Source organism: Kitasatospora sp. NBC_01302 (assembly GCF_035976515.1).
In the GTDB taxonomy this organism is placed as follows: domain Bacteria; phylum Actinomycetota; class Actinomycetes; order Streptomycetales; family Streptomycetaceae; genus Kitasatospora.
On the sequence record NZ_CP108404.1, the window covers coordinates 6,671,737 to 6,691,329 of the forward strand.

16 protein-coding genes and 1 riboswitch are annotated in these 19,593 nt (G+C 73.2%); of the genes, 13 read left to right on the forward strand and 3 right to left on the reverse strand.

Features of this window, described 5'->3' with window-relative positions:
• The first annotated feature begins 133 nt into the window (after window positions 1–133).
• From OG294_RS29310 to OG294_RS29335, 6 genes are all read left to right on the forward strand, one after another.
• Entirely contained in the window at window positions 134–379 is a 246-nt protein-coding gene (locus OG294_RS29310; protein ID WP_327069551.1) for a hypothetical protein, read from the forward strand.
• A gap of 143 nt (window positions 380–522) precedes the next feature.
• Entirely contained in the window at window positions 523–1,932 is a 1,410-nt protein-coding gene (locus OG294_RS29315) for an NYN domain-containing protein (RefSeq protein ID WP_327069552.1), read from the forward strand.
• 181 nt (window positions 1,933–2,113) lie between these two features.
• Entirely contained in the window at window positions 2,114–3,148 is a 1,035-nt protein-coding gene (locus tag OG294_RS29320; RefSeq protein ID WP_327069553.1) for a C40 family peptidase, read from the forward strand.
• A gap of 287 nt (window positions 3,149–3,435) precedes the next feature.
• Window positions 3,436–3,586, forward strand: a riboswitch (cyclic di-AMP (ydaO/yuaA leader).
• Window positions 3,587–3,589: 3 nt separating this feature from the next.
• Window positions 3,590–4,741 (forward strand): C40 family peptidase, encoded by a 1,152-nt coding sequence (locus OG294_RS29325; protein ID WP_327069554.1) that lies wholly within the window; start codon window positions 3,590–3,592, stop codon window positions 4,739–4,741.
• A 221-nt stretch (window positions 4,742–4,962) separates the two neighbouring features.
• Window positions 4,963–6,003: a C40 family peptidase gene (locus OG294_RS29330; RefSeq protein ID WP_327069555.1), complete on the forward strand. Its 1,041-nt coding sequence runs from the start codon at window positions 4,963–4,965 to the stop codon at window positions 6,001–6,003.
• A gap of 56 nt (window positions 6,004–6,059) precedes the next feature.
• Entirely contained in the window at window positions 6,060–7,187 is a 1,128-nt protein-coding gene (locus OG294_RS29335; RefSeq protein WP_327069556.1) for a hypothetical protein, read from the forward strand.
• A gap of 27 nt (window positions 7,188–7,214) precedes the next feature.
• Here the strand turns inward: OG294_RS29335 and OG294_RS29340 are convergent, their stop codons facing one another.
• Window positions 7,215–8,618, reverse strand: a complete 1,404-nt coding sequence (locus OG294_RS29340) for a glycosyltransferase 87 family protein (protein ID WP_327069557.1) — start codon at window positions 8,616–8,618, stop codon at window positions 7,215–7,217.
• A gap of 273 nt (window positions 8,619–8,891) precedes the next feature.
• On the opposite strand from OG294_RS29340, the gene OG294_RS29345 reads away from it, so the two are divergent.
• The gene (locus tag OG294_RS29345) at window positions 8,892–10,046 is read left to right on the forward strand and encodes a glycosyltransferase family 4 protein (protein WP_327069558.1); all 1,155 of its coding nucleotides are present in this window, start codon (window positions 8,892–8,894) and stop codon (window positions 10,044–10,046) included.
• Window positions 10,047–10,085: 39 nt separating this feature from the next.
• Here the strand turns inward: OG294_RS29345 and OG294_RS29350 are convergent, their stop codons facing one another.
• Window positions 10,086–11,876, reverse strand: a complete 1,791-nt coding sequence (locus OG294_RS29350; protein ID WP_327069559.1) for an AMP-dependent synthetase/ligase — start codon at window positions 11,874–11,876, stop codon at window positions 10,086–10,088.
• A 273-nt stretch (window positions 11,877–12,149) separates the two neighbouring features.
• Between OG294_RS29350 and OG294_RS29355 the strand changes: the two genes are divergently transcribed.
• The 6 genes from OG294_RS29355 to OG294_RS29380 all read left to right on the forward strand — a co-directional run bounded on the left by OG294_RS29355 (window position 12,150) and on the right by OG294_RS29380 (window position 18,944).
• A complete protein-coding gene (locus tag OG294_RS29355) occupies window positions 12,150–12,620 on the forward strand; it encodes an SRPBCC family protein (protein ID WP_327069560.1) in 471 nt (156 codons plus the stop codon).
• A 7-nt stretch (window positions 12,621–12,627) separates the two neighbouring features.
• The gene (locus OG294_RS29360) at window positions 12,628–13,803 is read left to right on the forward strand and encodes an ArsA family ATPase (RefSeq protein WP_327069561.1); all 1,176 of its coding nucleotides are present in this window, start codon (window positions 12,628–12,630) and stop codon (window positions 13,801–13,803) included.
• A gap of 75 nt (window positions 13,804–13,878) precedes the next feature.
• Entirely contained in the window at window positions 13,879–14,148 is a 270-nt protein-coding gene (locus tag OG294_RS29365; protein WP_327069562.1) for a DUF5304 family protein, read from the forward strand.
• Between the two features lie 189 nt (window positions 14,149–14,337).
• Window positions 14,338–15,282, forward strand: coding sequence for an ROK family glucokinase (locus OG294_RS29370; protein WP_327069563.1), 945 nt, complete (start codon window positions 14,338–14,340; stop codon window positions 15,280–15,282).
• A gap of 79 nt (window positions 15,283–15,361) precedes the next feature.
• Window positions 15,362–16,102 carry an endonuclease/exonuclease/phosphatase family protein gene (locus OG294_RS29375; protein ID WP_327069564.1) on the forward strand — a complete coding sequence of 247 codons (741 nt, stop codon included), beginning with the start codon at window positions 15,362–15,364 and terminating at the stop codon, window positions 16,100–16,102.
• Between the two features lie 295 nt (window positions 16,103–16,397).
• The gene (locus OG294_RS29380; RefSeq protein WP_327069565.1) at window positions 16,398–18,944 is read left to right on the forward strand and encodes a collagenase; all 2,547 of its coding nucleotides are present in this window, start codon (window positions 16,398–16,400) and stop codon (window positions 18,942–18,944) included.
• A 61-nt stretch (window positions 18,945–19,005) separates the two neighbouring features.
• Here OG294_RS29380 and OG294_RS29385 read toward each other — a convergent pair whose 3' ends face one another.
• Entirely contained in the window at window positions 19,006–19,584 is a 579-nt protein-coding gene (locus OG294_RS29385; protein ID WP_327069566.1) for a hypothetical protein, read from the reverse strand.
• Window positions 19,585–19,593 lie beyond the last annotated feature (9 nt).

Genomic DNA, 19,593 nt, shown 5'->3' on the forward strand with positions numbered 1-19,593 from the left:
GCGCGGGTGTTCGAGGGATGGCGGTGCTGGTCGGAAGGGGTATCCGGTGGCCACCGCCACGGGGTCAGGCCCTAGGCTTGAGGCCCGGCCGGGCATTGGCCCGGAGCAGGCCGCAGCCGAGAGGACCCAGCTCATGCCCGTCCCCGCGCCCACCGCCGAGACCCGCTGGCGCTGCACGCTCTGTGGCAACCTGACCCGGTTCGACGTCACCCGGTCCTCCCGGGTGGTCGAGTACCTGCACCTGGACCTGGCCGGCGAGGCGAGCGTGGAGGAGCGCGAGGTGCTCAGCGAGAGCCTGGAGTCGATCCGCTGCCGCTGGTGCAACGCGGTCGACCAGGTCGAGCTGGTGGCCCGCCCGGGCGCCGAGAGCGCGGGCTGAGCCCGCCCCGACCAGGGGCTGCTGAAAAATCACCGCCGCGCACGCGACAATTGCATGGAGCGGTGAGTCACCGGGCGGTGAGTCAGGGTGTGCCGGCACAGGGCCGGGGCAGCCGCACAGACAGGATCGGAGCCGAGGACGCGATGGACGCAGCCAGCCAGGCCGCCGAGTCGCAGGGGCCCGTGCCCGCTGGCGGCGAACCGGCGGAGCCGACGGCCGACCTCGGCGCCGAGCCCGCGGCGGCCGAGCAGCTGGACCGCCCGCTGCCCGAGGGCGTGCGCCGGCGGGTGATCGGGCTGGCCGCGGACGCGCTCGGCGGGCTGCCGTCCGCCGACCTGCCGCCGACCCTGCGCCCGTACGCGAAGTTCACCCCCGCCCGGCGGGCCAAGTACGCCGGCACCGCGCTGGCCGCCGCGCTGGAGGCCGAGCCGGTCTTCCGGCTGCGGATAGCGGACCGGCTGCGGCTGGGGCAGCCCGACCTGGTCAGGGCACTGGAGACCGGCCAGGTGCCGGGCGCCGCCGAGCCGCTGGACGTGGCGGCTGCGGCCTACCTGCTGCGCACCAGCGGCTGGACCAGGCTGGTCGCCGAGGCCGGCGAGGAGGCCGAGCGGGCCGGCGCGCAGGACGCGGCGGCGGAGGCGGCCCGCCTGGTGGAGAAGCTCCAGGAGGAGCTGGCCGCCACCCGTGCCGCGGCCCGGGCCGATCTGGAGCGCCAGCGCGCGGACTCCGAGGGCATCCGCAAGGAGGCGGAGTCGCTGCGCAAGAAGGTGCGCAGCCTGGAGAGCGACACCCGCCGGGCGCAGGCCGAGGCCCGCAAGCTGCAGGCCGAGCTGGCCGCCGCTGCGGCCGCGGCCGGCACCGAGCGCGGGGTGGCCGAGAGCGAGAGCCGGCGCCTGCGGCACCGGGTGGCCGAGCTGGAGAGCGCGCTGGAGGCCAGCCGCCGCTCGGCCCGCGAGGGGCGCAGCGTGGAGGACATGCGGCTGCGGCTGCTGCTCGACACGGTGCTGCAATCGGCCCAGGGCCTGCAGCGCGAGCTGGCGCTGCCGATCACCACGCTGCACCCGGCGGACCTGGTGGACGCGGTGGTGCCGGGCTCGGCCTCGCCGCACGACGTGGCCCGGCGCGGGCTGGCCGAGGACGACCCGGCGCTGCTGGACCAGTTGCTGGCCATCCCGCAGGTCCACCTGGTGGTGGACGGCTACAACGTGACCAAGACCGGCTACCCGACGCTGCCGCTGGAGAAGCAGCGGCTGCGCCTGCTGGGCGGCCTGGCGATGCTCGCCCAGCGCACCCAGGCCGAGGTGACCTGCGTCTTCGACGGGCAGGACCTGGACGTGCCGGTGATCATGGCGCCGCCGCGCGGAGTCCGGGTGCGGTTCAGCCGGACCGGGCAGACGGCGGACGAGCTGATCCGTCAGCTGGTGCGGGCCGAGCCGCAGGGCCGGCCGGTGGTGGTGGTCTCGACGGACCGTGAGGTCGCGGACGGTGTGCGCAAGGCCGGTGCCCGCCCGGTGGCGTCGGTGCTGCTGCTGAACCGGCTCTCCCGCGGCTGACCACCCCTCAGCCGGTCAAGACCGGTTCTGTGAATGTTGCGTGAGATCCTTGCCCGTAGGGGTAGTTCGTGACGGCAGGGGAGTGGCGCGGGGAAGTGATGTTCACTAGGGTCTGGCGTCAAACCTATTTTTCCGGTCACTCATCCGATCGGGTGAGGCCGGCAGAAGAAGGAGCGGTCCCTTGGCGTCCCATCGCCGTCCCAAGCAGTCGAGCCGCGCGCGGATCACCGTGCTCACCGCCGCTGCGGCGACCGCGGTCGCGATCTCCTCGCAGACCGGGGCCTGGGCAGACCCCAAGCCGTCCATCCAGGACGTCAAGGCGCAGATCGACGACCTGAACAACCAGCAGGAAGCGGCCGCCGAGAAGTACGACGGCGCCAAGGAGCGCGGCGACCAGCTGCGCCAGCAGGCCTCCCAGCTGCAGGACGAGGTGGCCCGCACCCAGGACCAGCTGACCCAGCTGCAGTCCGGGCTCGCGACGGTGGCGGGGGAGCAGTACCGCACCGGCGGGATCGACCCCACCGTCCAGCTGATGCTCAACTCCAACCCGCAGAACTACCTGGACCAGGCGTCCAGCATGCAGGTGGCGACCAGCACCGAGGCGGACGCGCTCAAGTCGCTCCAGGGCGAGCAGCGCAAGCTGGACCAGGAGAAGAAGGAAGCCGCCGACACGCTGGCCCAGCTGGACAGCGCCACCCAGCAGCTGAACCAGGCCAAGGCGGACGTGCAGAGCAAGCTGGCCGCGGCGCAGAAGCTGCTCAACTCGCTGAGCGCCTCGGACCGCGCCACGCTGCAGGCCGCCGACCGCGCCTCGCGCAGCAGCGCCCGCACCGACCTCGGCTCGCTCGACCTCCCGGCGGCCGGCGGCTACGCCGGCCAGGCGGTGCAGGCGGCGCTCAGCCGGCTCGGTGACTCCTACGTCTGGGGCGCCACCGGCTCCACCACCTTCGACTGCTCGGGCCTGATGCAGTGGGCCTACGCGCAGGCCGGCGTCTCGCTGCCGCGCACCTCGCAGGAGCAGGCCACGGTGGGCACCGCGGTGCCGAGCCTGTCCCAGGCGCAGCCGGGCGACCTGATCATCTTCGGCGGCGACCGGCACCACGTGGGCATGTACATCGGCAACGGCAAGATGGTGCACGCGCCGCACACCGGTGACGTGGTGCGGATCGCCGACCCGACCACGATGGGCGAGTCCTTCATCATCCGCCGGGTCTGACCCGCCGTCGCCCCGGCGCGCGCCGACCGCCGCTGAGCCCCCGTCACCCGTGCGGTGTGACGGGGGCCACCTGTTCGTATCCGGCATGATCACGCGCGGGTGATCTCCATAGCACCCAGAGTCAAAGTTAGGCGTTTTTTCTGACAAGGATTTGAACGGATCACAGAGTTGTTACTAGGGTCGCTCATCAGACCACCGCGATGGTGATCACCCGACCCGGGTGGCAGCGGGGGTTACCGCCGAGTCTGGAAAGCAGCACGGGCAGTTGACTGCCCGACGGGGACCCCCTCACCGGGGAGCTGCGGACCGGAGCCGGGGAACCACGTTCCTCGGGGTGAATCGGCGCCAGGTCGGCCGTCAGGCCGGTGAGGCGTCGTAGGGCATCTCTTCCAGCCCGAACCCGTCAGCTCACCCGGTAGGCGGTCGGAGGAAGAAGGATTCGTGGCGTCCCATCGTCGTCCCAAGCCCGTCGGCCGTACTCGCGCGTCGATCCTGACCGCTGCCGCCGCGACCGCCGTGGCGCTCTCCGCGCAGGGGGCGGCGCACGCCGACCCGGCGCCCTCGCTCGACCAGGTCAAGTCCCAGGTCGACGACCTCAACAACCAGGCGGAGCAGGCCTCCCAGCAGTACGACGGCGCGCAGGCCAAGCAGCAGACCCTGCAGAAGCAGGTCAGTGACCTGCAGGACGAGGTGGCGCGGCAGCAGGACCAGGTGACCAACCTGCAGTCCGGGCTGGCCTCGGTGGCCGCCGACCAGTACGCCAGCAACGGCATCTCGCCGACCGTGCAGCTGATGCTCTCCAGCAAGCCGGACGGTTTCCTGAGCCAGGCCAGCTCGCTCAACCAGATGAGCAGCACCGAGAGCGAGACGCTGAAGCAGCTCCAGGAGCAGCAGCGCAAGCTCGACCAGGACAAGTCCGAGGCGCAGGGCAAGCTCGCCGAGCTGGATGCCACCACGCAGCAGCTGAAGACCGCCAAGGACGCCGTCCAGGCCAAGCTGAAGCAGGCTCAGGACCTGCTCAACACGCTGACCGAGCAGCAGCGCCAGGCGATGGCCGCGGCCGAGGCCAAGGCTGCCGCCGACGCCAAGGCGGCGGCCGACCAGGCCGCCGCGCATGCCAAGGCCGCCGCCGCCGCCAAGGCCCAGACCGACGCGCAGACCGCCTCGCGCGGCTCCTCCCGCACCGACCTGGGGAGCACCGGCTCCACCACGGCCGCCCCCAGCACGCCGAGTGCCGGCAGCTCGGCCGCGCAGGCCGCGATCGCCGCCGCCGTCAGCAAGCTGGGTTCGCCGTACGTCTACGGTGCCGCCGGGCCGAGCTCCTTCGACTGCTCGGGCCTGATGCAGTGGGCCTACGCGCAGGCCGGCGTCTCGCTGCCGCGCACCTCGCAGGACCAGGCCTCGGCCGGTACCAACGAGGGCACCAACATCGCCAACGCCCAGCCCGGCGACCTGCTGGTCTTCTACAGCGACATGCACCACGTGGGCATGTACGTCGGTGGCGGCCAGATGATCCACGCCCCGCACACCGGCGCCGTGGTCCGCTACGAGTCGGCCACGGTGATGCCGATCGCGGCGATCATCCGCCCCTGACGCACCGTCGTCCCCGAAGGCCCGGTCTCCTCCTGGAGACCGGGCCTTCGGCGTCGGACGGCCGTTCCGCTGTCCGAATTGGGATCAAATATTCGTATCGGTAGGGGTTTGGACTCGCTCGCCCGGACTCGCTAACGTCTGCGCTCGGACCTCAGCTCCGGCGAAGCCCTCGGTTCGTCGGCGGCTTCTTCGGGCTCACTCGGCGATAGGAGTCGTCAGCGATGGCGAGTACACCCCCGTCGGGCACCGCGCGGCGATTCGCCCGGGTGGTGGCGGTCACCGCTGCCGCGACCACGGTGCTGGCGATGACGGCCAGTGCGCACGGTGCTCCAGGTGGACCGGACAAGAAGGACGTCAAGGCGCAGGTCGACCAGCTCTACGCGGAGGCCGAGCAGGCCTCGGAGAAGTCCAACGCCGCGGAGGAGGCCGCCAAGCGGCTGCAGGCCGAGGCCGGCACCCTGCAGCAGGAGGTGGCCCGGGGGCAGGACACCCTGAACCGGATGCGCCTGGACCTGGCCACCGTCGCGGGTGCCGAGTACCGCGCCGGCGGCATGGACCCCACCGTGCAGCTGATGCTCTCCAGCGACCCGGCCGGCTACCTGGCCAAGGCCCGCACCCTGGCCCAGGTGGGCGAGCAGCGCGCCGCCACCCTGCACGAGGTGCAGGAGCAGCAGCGCCGGCTGGACCAGCGCCGGGCGGAGGCGACCGGCAAGCTGGCCGAGCTGGAGACCGTGCGCACCTCGCTGGCCGAGGCCAAGCAGCAGGTGCAGCAGCGGCTGAAGAGTGCGCAGGCGCTGCTGAGCAGCCTCACCGCCACCGAGCGGGCGCAGTTGCAGGCGCAGGACGACCGGGAGGCGCACGAGCGGGCGGCCCGCGCCGCGGAACGGGTCGACCTGGGCGCCCAGCCGCCCTCCTCGGACCGGGCGGCGGCGGCGCTGGCGGCGGCACTGAGCAAGCTCGGCTCGCCCTACGTGTACGGATCCACCGGGCCCGGTGCGTTCGACTGCTCGGGTCTGATGTACTGGAGCTGGCGGCAGGCCGGAGTGACCCTGCCGCGCACCTCGCAGGCGCAGGCGTTCGGGGGGCAGCGGGTGAGCCTGTCCGAGGCGCGACCGGGAGACCTGGTGATCTTCTTCCACGACATGCACCACGTCGGCATGTACGCCGGTGGCGGCACGGTGATCCACGCGCCCTACCCCGGCGCCCGGGTGCGTTACGAGAGCGTGGCCGCGATGCCGGTCGCGGCGGTGGTGCGGCCCTGACCGCCCCGGAGTCCGCCGCCGAGCCCCGCCCCGCCCGGCCCCTCGCGGGCGGCGGGGTGTCGCGCCGTGCCGCGCTGCTGCTGGTGGGCGGCGCGCTGGTGCAGCTCTCGGTGCCCAGACCCGCGCCCGCCCGGGCCGGGACGCCCGCGGTCCTGCCGGCCGGACGGCTGGCGCCGCTGCTCGCCGCGCACGCCCAGGCGCTGCGCACCGGCGAGCTGGCGCCACTGCGGCTGGCCCAGCTGGACTACCGGCCCACTTCCTGGGACGCGGAGACGGTCAGTGCCGAACTCTCCTACCGGCTGACCGGCTTCGACGACGACCCGGTGGTGCTCCAGCGCCGGATCGCGCTGGCCGACGGCGCGGTGAGCGGCGAGACGCCGGCGCCCGGCAGCGCCGTCGCGCCCTGGGACCTGGGCGATCCGACGCCGGTGCGGGGCGCCCACTGCGTGGTGCTGGGGCCCGCGGCGCCGGAGGAGCTGACCCTGCTGGCCACGCTGGCCGACCAGGCCGTGGCCGCCGTCAGCGCGGTCTGGGGAGATGCCTGGGCGGGCCGACTGGTGCTGCAACTGCCCACCACGGAAGCCCAGTTCACCCAGCTGCTGGGTGCCGATCCGCGTACCTACTCGGACATGGCCGCGGTCACCGTCGCGGCGGCCGGCGCTCCGCTGCACACGCCCGCGGACCGGGTGCTGGTCAACCCCGACGGGTTCCGCCAACTGAGCGCCTTCGGCCGGCAGGCCGTGCTCACCCACGAGAGCACCCACGTGGCGACCCGGGCCGACACCCACCCCTGGACCCCGCTCTGGCTCTCCGAGGGCGTGGCCGACTACACCGGCTACCTCAACACCGGCCGCACCGCCCGGCAGATCGCCCCCGAGCTCACCGAGGACGTGGCGGCCGGCAAGCTGCCCACCGCGCTGCCCGCCGACGCCGACTTCTCGGCCGGCTCCGCCGGAATCGCGCAGGCCTACGAGCTCTCCTGGCTGGCCTGCAACCTGATCGCCACCGAGCACGGCCCGCAGACCCTGGTCGACGTCTACCGGGCGGTCGGCGCGGCCGGGCCGGGGGCAGGGCGCGAGCAGCAGCTGGACAGCGTGTTCGGCGAGCACCTCGGCTACGGGCTGGCCGAGTTCACCAAGCGGTGGATCGCCGAGGTGTTGCGCCAGGTCGGCCCGGACAACTGACCCCGCCGCTCGCGCGGGCGGTGCTGGTCAGCCGCGCTGGACGTCGTCCAGCAGGCTCTGCTCGTAGGCGATCCCCGGGCGCACCGGGTAGCCGCGCTCCGGCTCGGCCGCGGGCGCGGGAGGTGCCGCGGCGGGCGCCGCCGCGGCCTGCGGGGCCTGGGTGGAGCGCCACAGCCGGCGGCAGGAGACGATCGTGGCGGCCAGCAGCAGCAGGTTGCGGGCGCTGATGATGGTGACGCCGATGCCGGAGCTGGTGACGACCTGCCCGAAGTTCAGCGGGAACTCCAGGGTGGTCAGCACCGTCGTGATCAGGATCATCACGGCCACCGGGCGCTGGCTGCTGCCCCGCACGGTCAGGCAGACCGCCGCCAGGCCGACCAGCCACACCATGTACTGCGGGCTGATCACCCGGCTGGAAACGGTGAAGATCAGCAGGGCCGCGAGCGCAGCGTCGTAGGTGGTGGACGGCTGCCAGCGCCGGGCCCGCAGCCGCCAGTAGAGCAGCCAGGCGAAGCCGGCCAGGGTGCCGCCGAGCGCGATCTTGGAGATCACGTCGACGCCGGTGCCGATGAACTCCACCGAGCCGTAGTGCATCATCGTCTTGCCCTGCCAGTCGCCGAACAGCTTGGCGAAGTGCAGCGGCAGTGCCGCCAGCGACTCCACCTCGATGCCGCGGTCGGCCTGGAAGGTGAGGAACTCGAAGGCCCCGTTCATCCCCGCGGCCAGCAGGAACGCCAGCGTGCTCATCGCCGCGACCGCCGAGGTCCAGGAGCGCCGGGTGCGCCGGCCGCGCGGGGTGCCGGCCAGTCCGAGCAGCGGCCAGAGCTTCATCAGCCCGCCGATGCCCAGCAGGATGCCGCCCAGCACCGGGCGTCGCAGGATCACCAGCAGGCCGGCCACCGCCAGCGCGGTGACCAGGATGTCGTAGCGGCAGTAGACGGTCGGGCCCAGCAGCGGCACCCCGGCCACCCAGACCCAGGCACCGGCCAGGCTGCGCCCGCGGCGCAGCCCGTAGCGCACCAGCATGCCGATCGCCACGGTGTCGAAGATCCCGCACAGCACGAAGAAGGAGATCAGGTACGACCAGGGGAAGAGCCCGGGGGCCAGGATCACCAGCGCCGCGCCCGGCGGGTACTGCCAGGTCACGTCGTCCATCGGGAAGGTGCCGGTCTGCAACACCCCGTACCAGGCGTGGTAGATCACCGAGACGTCGGTGGTCACGTCCAGGCCGAACCGGATGACGCCGGTGACGATCAGGATCAGCAGGACCCTGGTGGCCAGCCAGGTGGCGCCGATGCCCCACAGCGCGCCACGCGCGGGGGCGGCCGGGGTGACGGCAGTGGCGCCCGGTGCGGGGGGTGCGGCGAGCGCGAGACCACCGCTGCCGCCGCTGGCGACCTCGTCCGCCGGGCCGTCCTGGGCCAACTCCACTGTGCTCCCTCGTTCTCTGCGCGCGACCGCGTTCGTCGCGCGCGGCTGCCCGCGCCCGAGCCGGCGCCTGTCCACGCGCGCCGGTGCGTACCGGGCGGGGCCGGCTTCGACTAGGACAGACTCAGGAGGGAAACGGTTCCGGCCCGGCCTTCCGTTCCCGACGGTCCGCCCGCCCCCGCTCCGTTCGTTCCCGCCGAGTCGGCATGGTGACCTATGGTACGGATCACCGAGCGGTGAACCGAGCACCCCCCGACCGAGCGAGCCGTGGACAGTATGCCGAAGACCCTTGTCGTCACCAACGACTTTCCCCCGCGTCCAGGCGGAATTCAGGCCTTTGTCCACAACATGGCGGTGCGCCGGCCGGCGGGCAGCATTGTGGTGTACGCCTCATCGTGGCGCGACGGCCGGGAGGTCGCGCGCTTCGACGCCGAGCAGCCGTTCCCGGTGATCCGCGACCGCAGCACCATGCTGCTGCCGACCCCCCGGGTCACCCGGCGGGCGGCCGAGCTGCTGCGGGCCGAGGGCTGCGACACGGTCTGGTTCGGGGCGGCTGCGCCGCTGGGCCTGATGGCGCCCGCGCTGCGCCGCGCCGGGGCGGCCCGGCTGCTCGGCATGACGCACGGCCACGAGGCCGCCTGGGCCCAACTCCCGGGCTCGCGCCAGCTGCTGCGGCGGATCGGCGAGGGCACCGACACGCTCACCTACCTCGGCGAGTACACCCGCTCGCGGATCGCCCGGGCGGTGGGTCCGGGGCCGGCCGCGCGGATGGCGCAGCTGCCGCCGGGGGTGGACGAGCAGACCTTCCACCCGGACTCGGGCGGCGCCGAGGTGCGGGCCCGGCTCGGGCTGACGGACCGTCCGGTGGTGGTCTGCGTCTCCCGGCTGGTGCCGCGCAAGGGGCAGGACACGCTGATCCGCGCGCTGCCGCTGATCCTGGCCGCCGAGCCGGACACCGTGCTGCTGATCGTCGGCGGCGGCCCCTACCTGGCGGACCTGCGCAAGCTGGCCGAGGCGACCGGGGTGGCCGCCTCGGTCCGGTTCACCGGCGAGGTGCCGTGGGCCGAGCTGCCGGCCCACTACGGTGCGGGCGACGTCTTCGCGATGCCGTGCCGCACCAGGCGCGGGGGACTGGACGTGGAGGGGCTCGGGATCGTCTACCTGGAGGCTTCCGCCACCGGGCTGCCGGTGGTGGCGGGCGACTCCGGCGGTGCCCCGGACGCCGTGCTGGAGGGCGAGACGGGCTACGTGGTCCCCGGCGGCTCGCTGGAGCAGGTCGCCGAGCGGATCGTGCGGCTGCTCGCCGACCCGGCGCTGCGCCGGCGGCTGGGCCGGGCGGGGCGGCGCTGGGTGGAGGAGGCCTGGCGCTGGGACCTGCTGGCCCAGCGCCTGGGCGATCTGCTGGCGGGCCAGGGCCAAAGTCAGGCCTAGAGCCAGGCCCAGGGCCTGGCTCTAGGCCGGGGGCCGGGCCTAGCGCTGGTAGAGCGCCTCGATCTCGCCCGCGTAGTCCTTCAGCACCACGTTGCGCTTGAGCTTGAGCGAGGGCGTCAGGTAGCCGTTGGCCTCGGAGAACTCGGTGTCCAGGACCCGGAACTTCTTCACGGCCTCGGCGTGCGAGACCGCCTTGTTGCCCTCGTCCACCGCCTCCTGGACGGCGGCCAGCAGGGCCGGGTCCTGGAGCAGCTCGGCCACGCTCGCGGGCTGACGGCCGTTCAGCTCCAGCCACCGCGGCAGGAACTCCTGGTCGATGGTGACCAGGCAGCCGATGAACGGCTTGCGGTCGCCGACCACCATCACCTCGCCGATCAGCGGGTGCGCCCGGATGCGGTCCTCGATCACGGCGGGGGCGACGTTCTTGCCGCCGGCCGTGACGATGATCTCCTTCTTGCGGCCGGTGATGGTCAGGTAGCCGTCCTCGTCCAGCGACCCGAGGTCACCGGTGGCGAACCAGCCGTCCCGCAGCGCCTCCTCGGTGGCCACCGGGTTGTTCCAGTAGCCGGTGAAGATCTGCGGGCCCTTCAGCAGCACCTCGCCGTCCTCGGCGATCCGCACCGCGGAGCCGGGCAGCGGCTGGCCGACCGTGCCGATCTTCGGCTTGTCGTGCGGGTTGAAGGCGGTGGCCGCGCAGGTCTCGGTCAGCCCGTAGCCCTCCAGCACGGTGAAGCCGATGCCCCGGTAGAAGTGGCCCAGACGCTCGCCCAGCGGCGCGCCGCCGGAGATCGCGTGGGTGGCCCGGCCGCCGAGGGCGGCGCGCAGCTTGCTGTAGACCAGCTTGTCGAAGACCGCGTGCTTGAGCCGCAGCAGCAGGCCGGGGCCGCCCAGCTCCTGCGCGCGGCTGTAGGCGATGGCCACGTCGGCGGCCTGGTCGAAGATCTTGCCCTTGCCGTCCGCCTGGGCCTTGGCCCGCGCGGTGTTGTAGACCTTCTCGAAGACCCGCGGCACGCCCAGGATCAGGGTCGGGCGGAAGGAGGCGAGCTCGGCGGTGACGTCCTTGATGTCCGAGACGTGGCCCAGCTTGATCGGCGCGATCGCGGCGGCGATCTCGGCGATCCGGCCCAGCACGTGGGCCAGCGGCAGGAAGAGCAGCACCGAGCTCTCACCGGTGCGGAACAGGTCCGGCATCCGGGCGACCACGTTGCCCAGCTCGGCCATGAAGTTGCCGTGGGTGAGCTGACAGCCCTTGGGGCGGCCGGTGGTGCCCGAGGTGTAGACGATGGTGGCGATCGTGTCGGGGCCGGGGATCGAGCGGCGCTCGGCCACGGTGGCGTCCGGCACGTCGGCGCCCGCCGTGTTCAGCTCCTCGATCCCGCCGCGCTCGATCTGCCAGGTGTGCCGCAGCTCGGGCAACCGGTCGCGGACCGACTCGACCACGGCGGCGTGGCTGTCGGTCTCGGTGACCACCACGACCGCGCCAGAGTCGCCGAGGATCCACTGCACCTGCTCGGCGGAGGAGGTCTCGTAGACCGGCACGGTGATCGCGCCGGCGCTCCAGATCGCGAAGTCGAGCAGGGTCCACTCGTAGCGGGTGCGCGACATCACGCCGACCCGGTCGCCCGGCTGCACGCCGGAGGCGATCAGCCCTTTGGCCGTCCGGTGCACCTCGGCGAGGAAGGCGGCGGCGGTGACGTCCTGCCAGCGGCCGTCCAGCTTCCGGCTGAGCACCGCGACCTGTGCGTGGTCCGCGGCGTTCTGGTGGACCAGGTCGGAGAGGTTGCCACCGCTCGGGACCTGGTATCGGGCCGGAAGGCTGAAGTCGAGCACTACTGCTCCTCGTCTGCGACGCTGCGGGACGGCAGGACGTTACTGCCCGGTAGCCAGATTCGGGTAGGGGGGTCAGCCGCGGTGTTCGAAGTGTCACACCCCTTGGGGAGGCACTGATCGTTGTGCTTCGCACCTTACGGCAGCGCACAGGTGACCCGCCGGTAGCCCTCCACGGGCCGCTCGCCGGTGCCCCACGGGCTCGGGGGTGGCGACGGCCGCGATAGCCTTCGGTGGCACCTGACCAGTGGCACGGGACAACGCGGAGGCCCACCGATGGCGGAACACACCAGGTCGAGCATCGTCGTCGAGGCGACGGCGGCCGAGGTGATGGCGGTGATCGCCGATTTCGAGGCGTACCCGCTGTGGACCGGTGAGGTCAAGGAGATCGAGGTGCTCGGCCGCACCGAGGAGGGCCGTGCGACCCAGGTCCGGTTGCTGCTCGACGCCGGTGCGATCCGTGACGAGCACGTGCTCGCCTACACCTGGGACGCGGAGCGCGAGGTCTCCTGGACCCTGGTGAAGAGCCAGATGCTGCGCTCGCTGGACGGCTCCTACTCGCTCGCGCCGGCCCCCGGCGGCACCGAGGTCACCTACCAGCTCGCGGTGGACGTCAAGATCCCGATGCTGGGCATGATCAAGCGCAAGGCCGAGAAGGTGATCATCGACCGGGCGCTGGCCGGCCTGAAGAAGCGGGTGGAGAGCCGGCCCGAGGGCGGGTCCGCCCCCGCCACCGGCGCGAGCTGACCCCGCGATGACCCGCACGGTGCTGGTCACCGGTGACGCCGCCGCCGTGCCCGCGGTGGCCGCCGCCACCGCGCTGCACGCCGCGGGCCGCGGCCTGCGCACCCTGCTGCTGGCCGCCGACGATCCGCACCGCGCGGTCGACGAGGTGCTCGGAGCGCGCCTCGGTGACCAGCCGGCGGAGATCGACCACCACCTGTGGGCCGTGCGGATCGAGGAGCAGCAGGCGTTCCGCCGGGCGCTCGGCGCCCTGGACGGCAAACTGCGCACCGGCTTCGACCTGCTCGGCGTCGAGCCGCTGGAGCCCGACGAGCTGACCGCGCTGCCGGGCACCCGCCAGCTCGCCCTGCTGCGCGCGCTGCGGGTGCCGGCCGACAGCTACGACCTGGTGGTGGCCGCCGCCCCGCCGCCCGCCGAGCTGACCATGGCGCTCGCGCTGCCCGAGCAGCTGGACCGCTACCTGAGCCGCCTGCTGCCCGAGCAGCGCCAGGCCGCCCGGGCGCTGCGCCCGCTGCTGGCCGCGGTGGCCGGGGTGCCGATGCCCGCCGACTGGCTGTACTCCGCGCGGGCCTGGGTGGGCGGCGAGCTGACCGCCACCCGTGCGGTGATCGAGTCGAGCCGCACCTCGGTGCGCCTGGCGGTGGACGCCGGCTCCTGCTCGGTGCCCGCGCTGCGCCGGGCCGCCGCCGGGCTGGCGCTCTTCGGTCACCGGCTGGACGCCGTGGCCGCGCACCGCGCGCTGCCCGCCGCCGCGCTGGAGTCCGCCGATCCGTGGCTGGCCGGTCAGGCCCGGCGCGAGCGGGAGCGGCTGGCCGCGATCGGCCTGGACGTGCCGCTGCTGGTCGCCGACCAGCTGGCCGCCGACCTGCCGGCGGTGGCCGACCAGCTGTACGGCGCCGGGACGGGCCCCGAGCCGAGCACCCGCTGGCCGTGGACCGCCGAGGACCGGTTGGCGGAGGACGGCGTGCTGCTCTGGCGGCTGGCCGCGCCCGGCGCCGAGCGCGCCGACCTGGAGCTGATGCGCCGCGGCGACGAGCTGGTGGTCGGGCTCGGCTCCTACCGGCGGATCCTGCCGCTGCCGGGCGCCCTGCGCCGCTGCACGGTGGCCGGGGCGGCGCTGCGCGGCGGTGAGTTGACGTTGCGCTTCGCGCCCGACCCGGACCTCTGGCCGACCGGTGGCCGGTAACCGGTAGCGTCTGAAGGGACCGAGCGGGCGCGCTCCCTGGTGCGTCCGCGGCACCGGCACCGGAAGGCGCACGTCATGAACAATTCAGATCCTGTCGACAACGAGAACCCCCAGGACGAGGGCAGTCCGCTGATCGACGAGGTGCGCAAGCTCGCCGCCACCGTGGGGGAGCAGGCGGAGCGCGTCTACGGGCGGGTGAAGGCGGAGAACCCCGAGGTCTTCGAGCACCTGGCCGCCGCCGGCGCCGAGTTGCTGGCCGCCTACCGGGCCGCCGTGGCCGGGCACGAGCGGCGCTGGTCGGCCCCCGAGCCGTCCGACTCCGAGCGGATCGACCTGGACGAATAGCGCTCGCCGTGTTCATCACCGAGGGGAATCCCGGGGCTACGCAGGGGCTTGAATCGTACGACTTTTGAAGCCTTGCGGCGGGGCTTTCGCAACCTTGTCTTCGGATAATGTATGGCCAGGTGTGTACGGGAGCACGGCCGGGCGGGTACCGTTCCGCCCATCGGGCACGAGCGAATGACTGAGGGACACATGGCTCTGACCATCGGCGTCGATGTCGGCGGCACCAAGATCGCGGCCGGCGTGGTCGACGAGAACGGCGAGATCCTGGCCCGGACCCGGGTTCCCACCCCGGCCGACCCGCAGTGGGCGGTCGATGCCATCGCCCAGGCCGTGCGCGAGCTCAAGGAGCAGTACACCGAGGTCAGCGCGGTGGGCGTGGGCGCCCCCGGCTTCGTCGACCGCGACCGCTCCACGGTGATCTTCGCGCCCAACATCGCCTGGGAGAACGAGCCGCTGCGCGGCCGGATCGAGGAGCTCACCGGCCTCGACACGGTGGTGGAGAACGACGCCAACTGCGCGGCCTGGGCCGAGTTCCGCTTCGGTGCCGCGGCCGAGCACACCGACATGGTGCTGATCACCGTGGGCACCGGCATCGGCGGCGGCATCGTGCTGGACGGGCGGCTGCACCGCGGCCGGTTCGGCGTGGCCGGCGAGATCGGGCACCTGAACATGGTGCCGGACGGCCTGCTCTGTGGCTGCGGCGGCAAGGGCTGCTGGGAGCAGTACGGCTCGGGGCGGGCGCTGCGCCGCTACGGCCGGGAGCGGGCGGCGGCCGACCCGGTGCGCGGGCGGCGGATGCTGGAGCTCAACGACGGAGTGGCGGAGACCATCCGCGGCATCCACATCACCGAGGCCGCCGAGTACGGCGACCCGCTGGCACTGGAGTGCTACGCCGAGCTGGCCGACTGGCTGGGCCGCGGGATGGCCGACCTGGCCGCGCTCTTCGACCCGGGCGTCTTCGTGCTCGGCGGCGGCGTCTCGGACTCCGGGCGGCTGCTGCTCGACCCGGTGGCCAAGGACTTCGAGAAGTACCTGACGGGCGGGGTGCACCGGCCGCGGGCCGAGGTCGTGCTGGCCTCGATGGGCTCCTCGGCGGGCATCGTGGGCGCGGGCGACCTGGCCCGCACCGCGTAGCTCCAGCGGCAGGCCCGACCCCTGAGTGGTCGTCAGGTCCGACCGGCTCCGCCCCGGCGGAGCCGGTAGCGTGTCGGGGGTGACCCTCGACCTGCCGCGCTCCGGTCCCCAGCCGGACGGAGCCGAACTCGTCCGTGTGCTGAGCTACAACATCCGCTCGCAGCGGGACGACCGCCGGGCGCTGGCCCGGGTGATCCGCTCCTGCGAGCCCGACCTGGTCTGCGTGCAGGAGTCACCGCGCTACTGGCGCCCCGAGGGCCAGGTGGCCTGGCTGGCCAGGAACACCGGGACGGTGGTGCTGGCCGGCGGCGGGCGCACGGCGGCCGGACCGCTGCTGCTGGGAGGGTTGAGGGTCGAGGTGCTCGGCCGGCACGACCGGCTGCTGCCCAAGCACCGCGGGATGCACGCGCGCGGCTTCGCGAGCGCGGTGCTGCGGATCGGGCGCGCGGTGCCGTTCGCGCTGACCAGCTGCCACCTGAGCTTCATCGGCCCCGAGCGGGTGCAGCAGTTCGAGCTGCTGCACGAGCAGGGGTCGATCAGCCCGTACTCGGTGATCGCCGGGGACTTCAACGAGCATCCCGAGGACGCGGGTTGGCGCAAGCTGGCCGAGGCGTACCAGGACGGCTGGGCGACCAGTCCGTGGGGCGGGGAGTACACCTCGCGCCCCGGGGACCCGCTGCAGCGGCTGGACGCCGTCTTCGCCTCGCCCGGGATCGAGGTGCTCTCCTGCGGGGTGCCGCCACTGCCGGTCGCCGAGCTGCTGGCGGCCACCGACCACCTGCCGGTGGTGGCGGTGCTGCGGGTGCCCGCCGCGCCCTGACGGCTCCTGACCGTCTGCCGACCTCGGCGCCCCGCCGGTCCGGCGGGGCGCCGAGGGCTGTTCTCAGGAGGTTCTCCGGATGTCTTCACGAAGCATGTGATGTATGCAATGGTACATGTCACACGTCTAGCCGTGTGCATGCTCAAGCGGCCCCAACCTGCCCGGGCGCCTGTCCCACCCCACGACACCGGCGCCCATCGAGCAGGGCTGACGCATCGTCATGCTCCGCGCCTGCCACGGTCCCCGCCGTACGCCGCGCCCCCGCGCGCGGCCCCCCACACCGGGAGAACCTCACGTGAGACCTCCACTCCTCGGGACGAAGCTGCCCCGACTCCTGATATCCGCCCTGGCGCTGACCCTCGGCCTCGGGTTGGCCGGCACCCAGGGCCAGGCCTACGCCGCGCCCCTCGCCAAGGCTCCGGCCGCCAAGGCCCCGGCGCCCGGGCCCGCGACCCCCGGGCCTGCCGGTCCCGCCACCCGCCCCGGCCTCGCCCCGCAGCCGGCCACCGGCGCCGCCCGGCCCGACGACTCGCAGCGGGTCAGCGCCAAGGACCGCCCGCCGCTGCCCGCCGACGACTCCGCACTGCACCAGGACTACGACAAGCCCACGCGCCCGATGGCCAGGGCGGCAACGGCCTGCGACCCGGCCGCGATCAGCGCCGACACCGGTGACGCGCTGGTCCAGGCCGTGGAGTCGGCCGGCTCCGACTGCGTCAACACCTTCTTCAACCTCACCGGCTCCCAGGCCCACCAGGCCTTCCAGGAGTCGCAGATGACCACCGTCGCGAACGCGCTGGCCGCCGCCGCGCCGAGCTACCCGGGCGACGACAGCAGCCACCTGCTGGAGCTGGTGCTCTACCTGCGGGCCGGCTACTACGTGCAGTGGAACGACGCCGCCGACGTGGGCAGTTACGGCAGCACGCTGCAGAGCGCGATCCAGGCCGCGCTGGACGCCTTCTACGCCGCCCCGCACAGCCAGGACGTCACGGACGCCAACGGGGCGGTGCTCGCGGAGGCCGTCACGCTGATCGACAGCGCCGGCCAGAACGCCCGCTACCTGCCGGTCGAGAAGCGCCTGCTGGCCGGCTACACCACCGCGTACAACAGCTCGTACAACATGGTGAACGCCGTCAACAACGTCTATACCGTGCTCTTCCGCGGCCACCAGAACGCCGACTTCGTCGCCGCGACCGAGGCCGACCCGAGCATCCTCACCACCCTCGACACCTTCGCGACCGGCAACCTCGCGCTGCTCGGCGGCCCGCAGAGCTTCCTGGCCGCCAACGCGGGCACCGAGCTGGCCCGCTTCCTGCAGGACGCCACGCTGCTGCCGACGGTGCGCCCGCTGGTCGAGGGCCTGCTCGCCGACTCGGCGATGACCGGTGCCACGGCCCCGCTGTGGGTCGGCGTCGCCACCCAGGCCGACCAGTACGACCAGGGCAACTGCGCCGACTACAACACCTGCGACCTGGCCGACCGGCTCAAGGCCGCGGTGCTGACGATCCAGTACACCTGCAGCCCGTACATCAAGATCGAGGCCCAGGCGCTGACCGACGACGAGCTGAGCGCCACCTGCAACAGCCTGATCGGTGAGACCGCGTTCTTCCACAACCTGGTCAAGGACCCGGGCCCGCTGCCCGGCGACCTCAACACCACGCTCACGCTGGACGTCTTCCACTCCACCGCCGACTACCAGACCTATGCCGGCGAGATCTTCGGCATGAGCACCGACAACGGCGGGATGTACATGGAGGGCGACCCCACCAACCCCGCCAACGTGCCCCGGTTCGTCGCCTACGAGGCCGACTGGCTGCGGCCGGCCTTCCAGATCTGGAACCTCAACCACGAGTTCACCCACTACCTGGACGGCCGCTTCGACACCGCCGGGGACTTCACCGCGGCCACCTCGACGCCCGACACCATCTGGTGGATCGAGGGCCTGGCCGAGTACGACTCCTACACCTACCGCGGCCTGGCCGACACCGACGCGGTCACCGACGCGGCCACCGCCGCCTACCCGCTGAGCACGATCTTCGCCAACACCTACGACAGCGGTCAGGACCGGATCTACCCGTGGGGCTACCTCTCGGTGCGCTACATGCTGGAGCGCCACCGCGCCGACGTCGACAGCCTGCTCGGCTTCTACCGGTCCGGCGACTACCAGGGCGCGCTGAACCTCCTCACCGGCATCGGCACCAGCTACGACGCCGACTGGTCCAGTTGGCTGGCCGCCTGCGCCGCGGGAGCCTGCAGCGACAACATCCCGCAGCCGCCGACCGCCGCCCTCACCAGCACCACCGACGGCCTCACGGCGGCCTTCACCGACACCTCCACCGCACCCGGCGCCACCATCACCGCCCGCACCTGGGACTTCGGCGACGGCACCGGCTCCACCGACGCCAACCCGACGAAGACCTACGCCGCGCCGGGCACCTACACCGTGCACCTGACCGTGCTGGACAGCCAGGGCGCCTCGGCCGCCACCACCGCGACCGTCACGGTGGCCGCGTCGACGGACTGCGCCGCCCCCGACCCCCGTGAACTCGGCCGGAACTGCGGCCGGAGCAACCTCACCGCGGCCGCCGGCGACTACAGCTACCTCTACGTCGACGTCCCGGCCGGCACCCAGCAGCTCACCATCACCGCGAGCGGCGGCACCGGCGACGCCAACCTCTACTTCGACGACGGCACCTGGGCCACCCAGGCCGACGCCACCGCCCACACCACCGGACCGGGGACCGCCCACACCCTCACCATCGCCTCCCCGAAGGCCGGTTGGAACTACATCAGCCTCTACGGCACCAGCGCCTTCGCCGGCGTCACGGTGACCACCGGTTTCTGATCCAGCGTCAACACCGAAGGCGCCCCCGGGACATCGGTCCCGGGGGCGCCCTGCGCGCGGGTCAGACGACCGCACCGCCGTGCGGGTCGTGCGGCTCGTCCGGATCGCGGTCCTTCATCCGGACGATCAGCGTGGTGAAGCCGCCCAGGAAGGCCGTCAGCCCCACCCAGGCGGGCCAGCCGGCCACCTCGCGCCAGACCAGGGCGTCGAAGAGCAGCAGCGCGGGGCCGCCGAGCACCGCGATCCAGGCGAACTTGGCGGTGGTGTCGCCGGTGGGCAGCGGCGGCGGCTCCGGCGGCACGAAGTGGCCCTCGTCCGGGTCCTCGGCGGCGTCCCAGTCGCGCGGGCCGAGCCGGGCGGGGTCGAGCGGCGCGGGTTCGGCAGCGCGGGGGCGGGGCTGGGGCGCGCCGAGGCCGGTGTCGCCGCGGGTGGCCAGGTCGTTGCGGGCGCGCAGGTTCTCGATCTCGGGCCAGTCGGGCCGGGTGAGGTCCACCGGGTCGTCGAACTGCGCCACCAGCTGGGCGAAGATCGCGTCGTGCTCGGCCTGGCTGCTGGGGGTGGGGGTGGGCGCGGGGCGCTGCTCGCTCTCCTGGGGGCGGTCCTCGTCGTCGCCCGCCGTGTTGTTCTCGTGCTCGTGCACTGCCGGCCC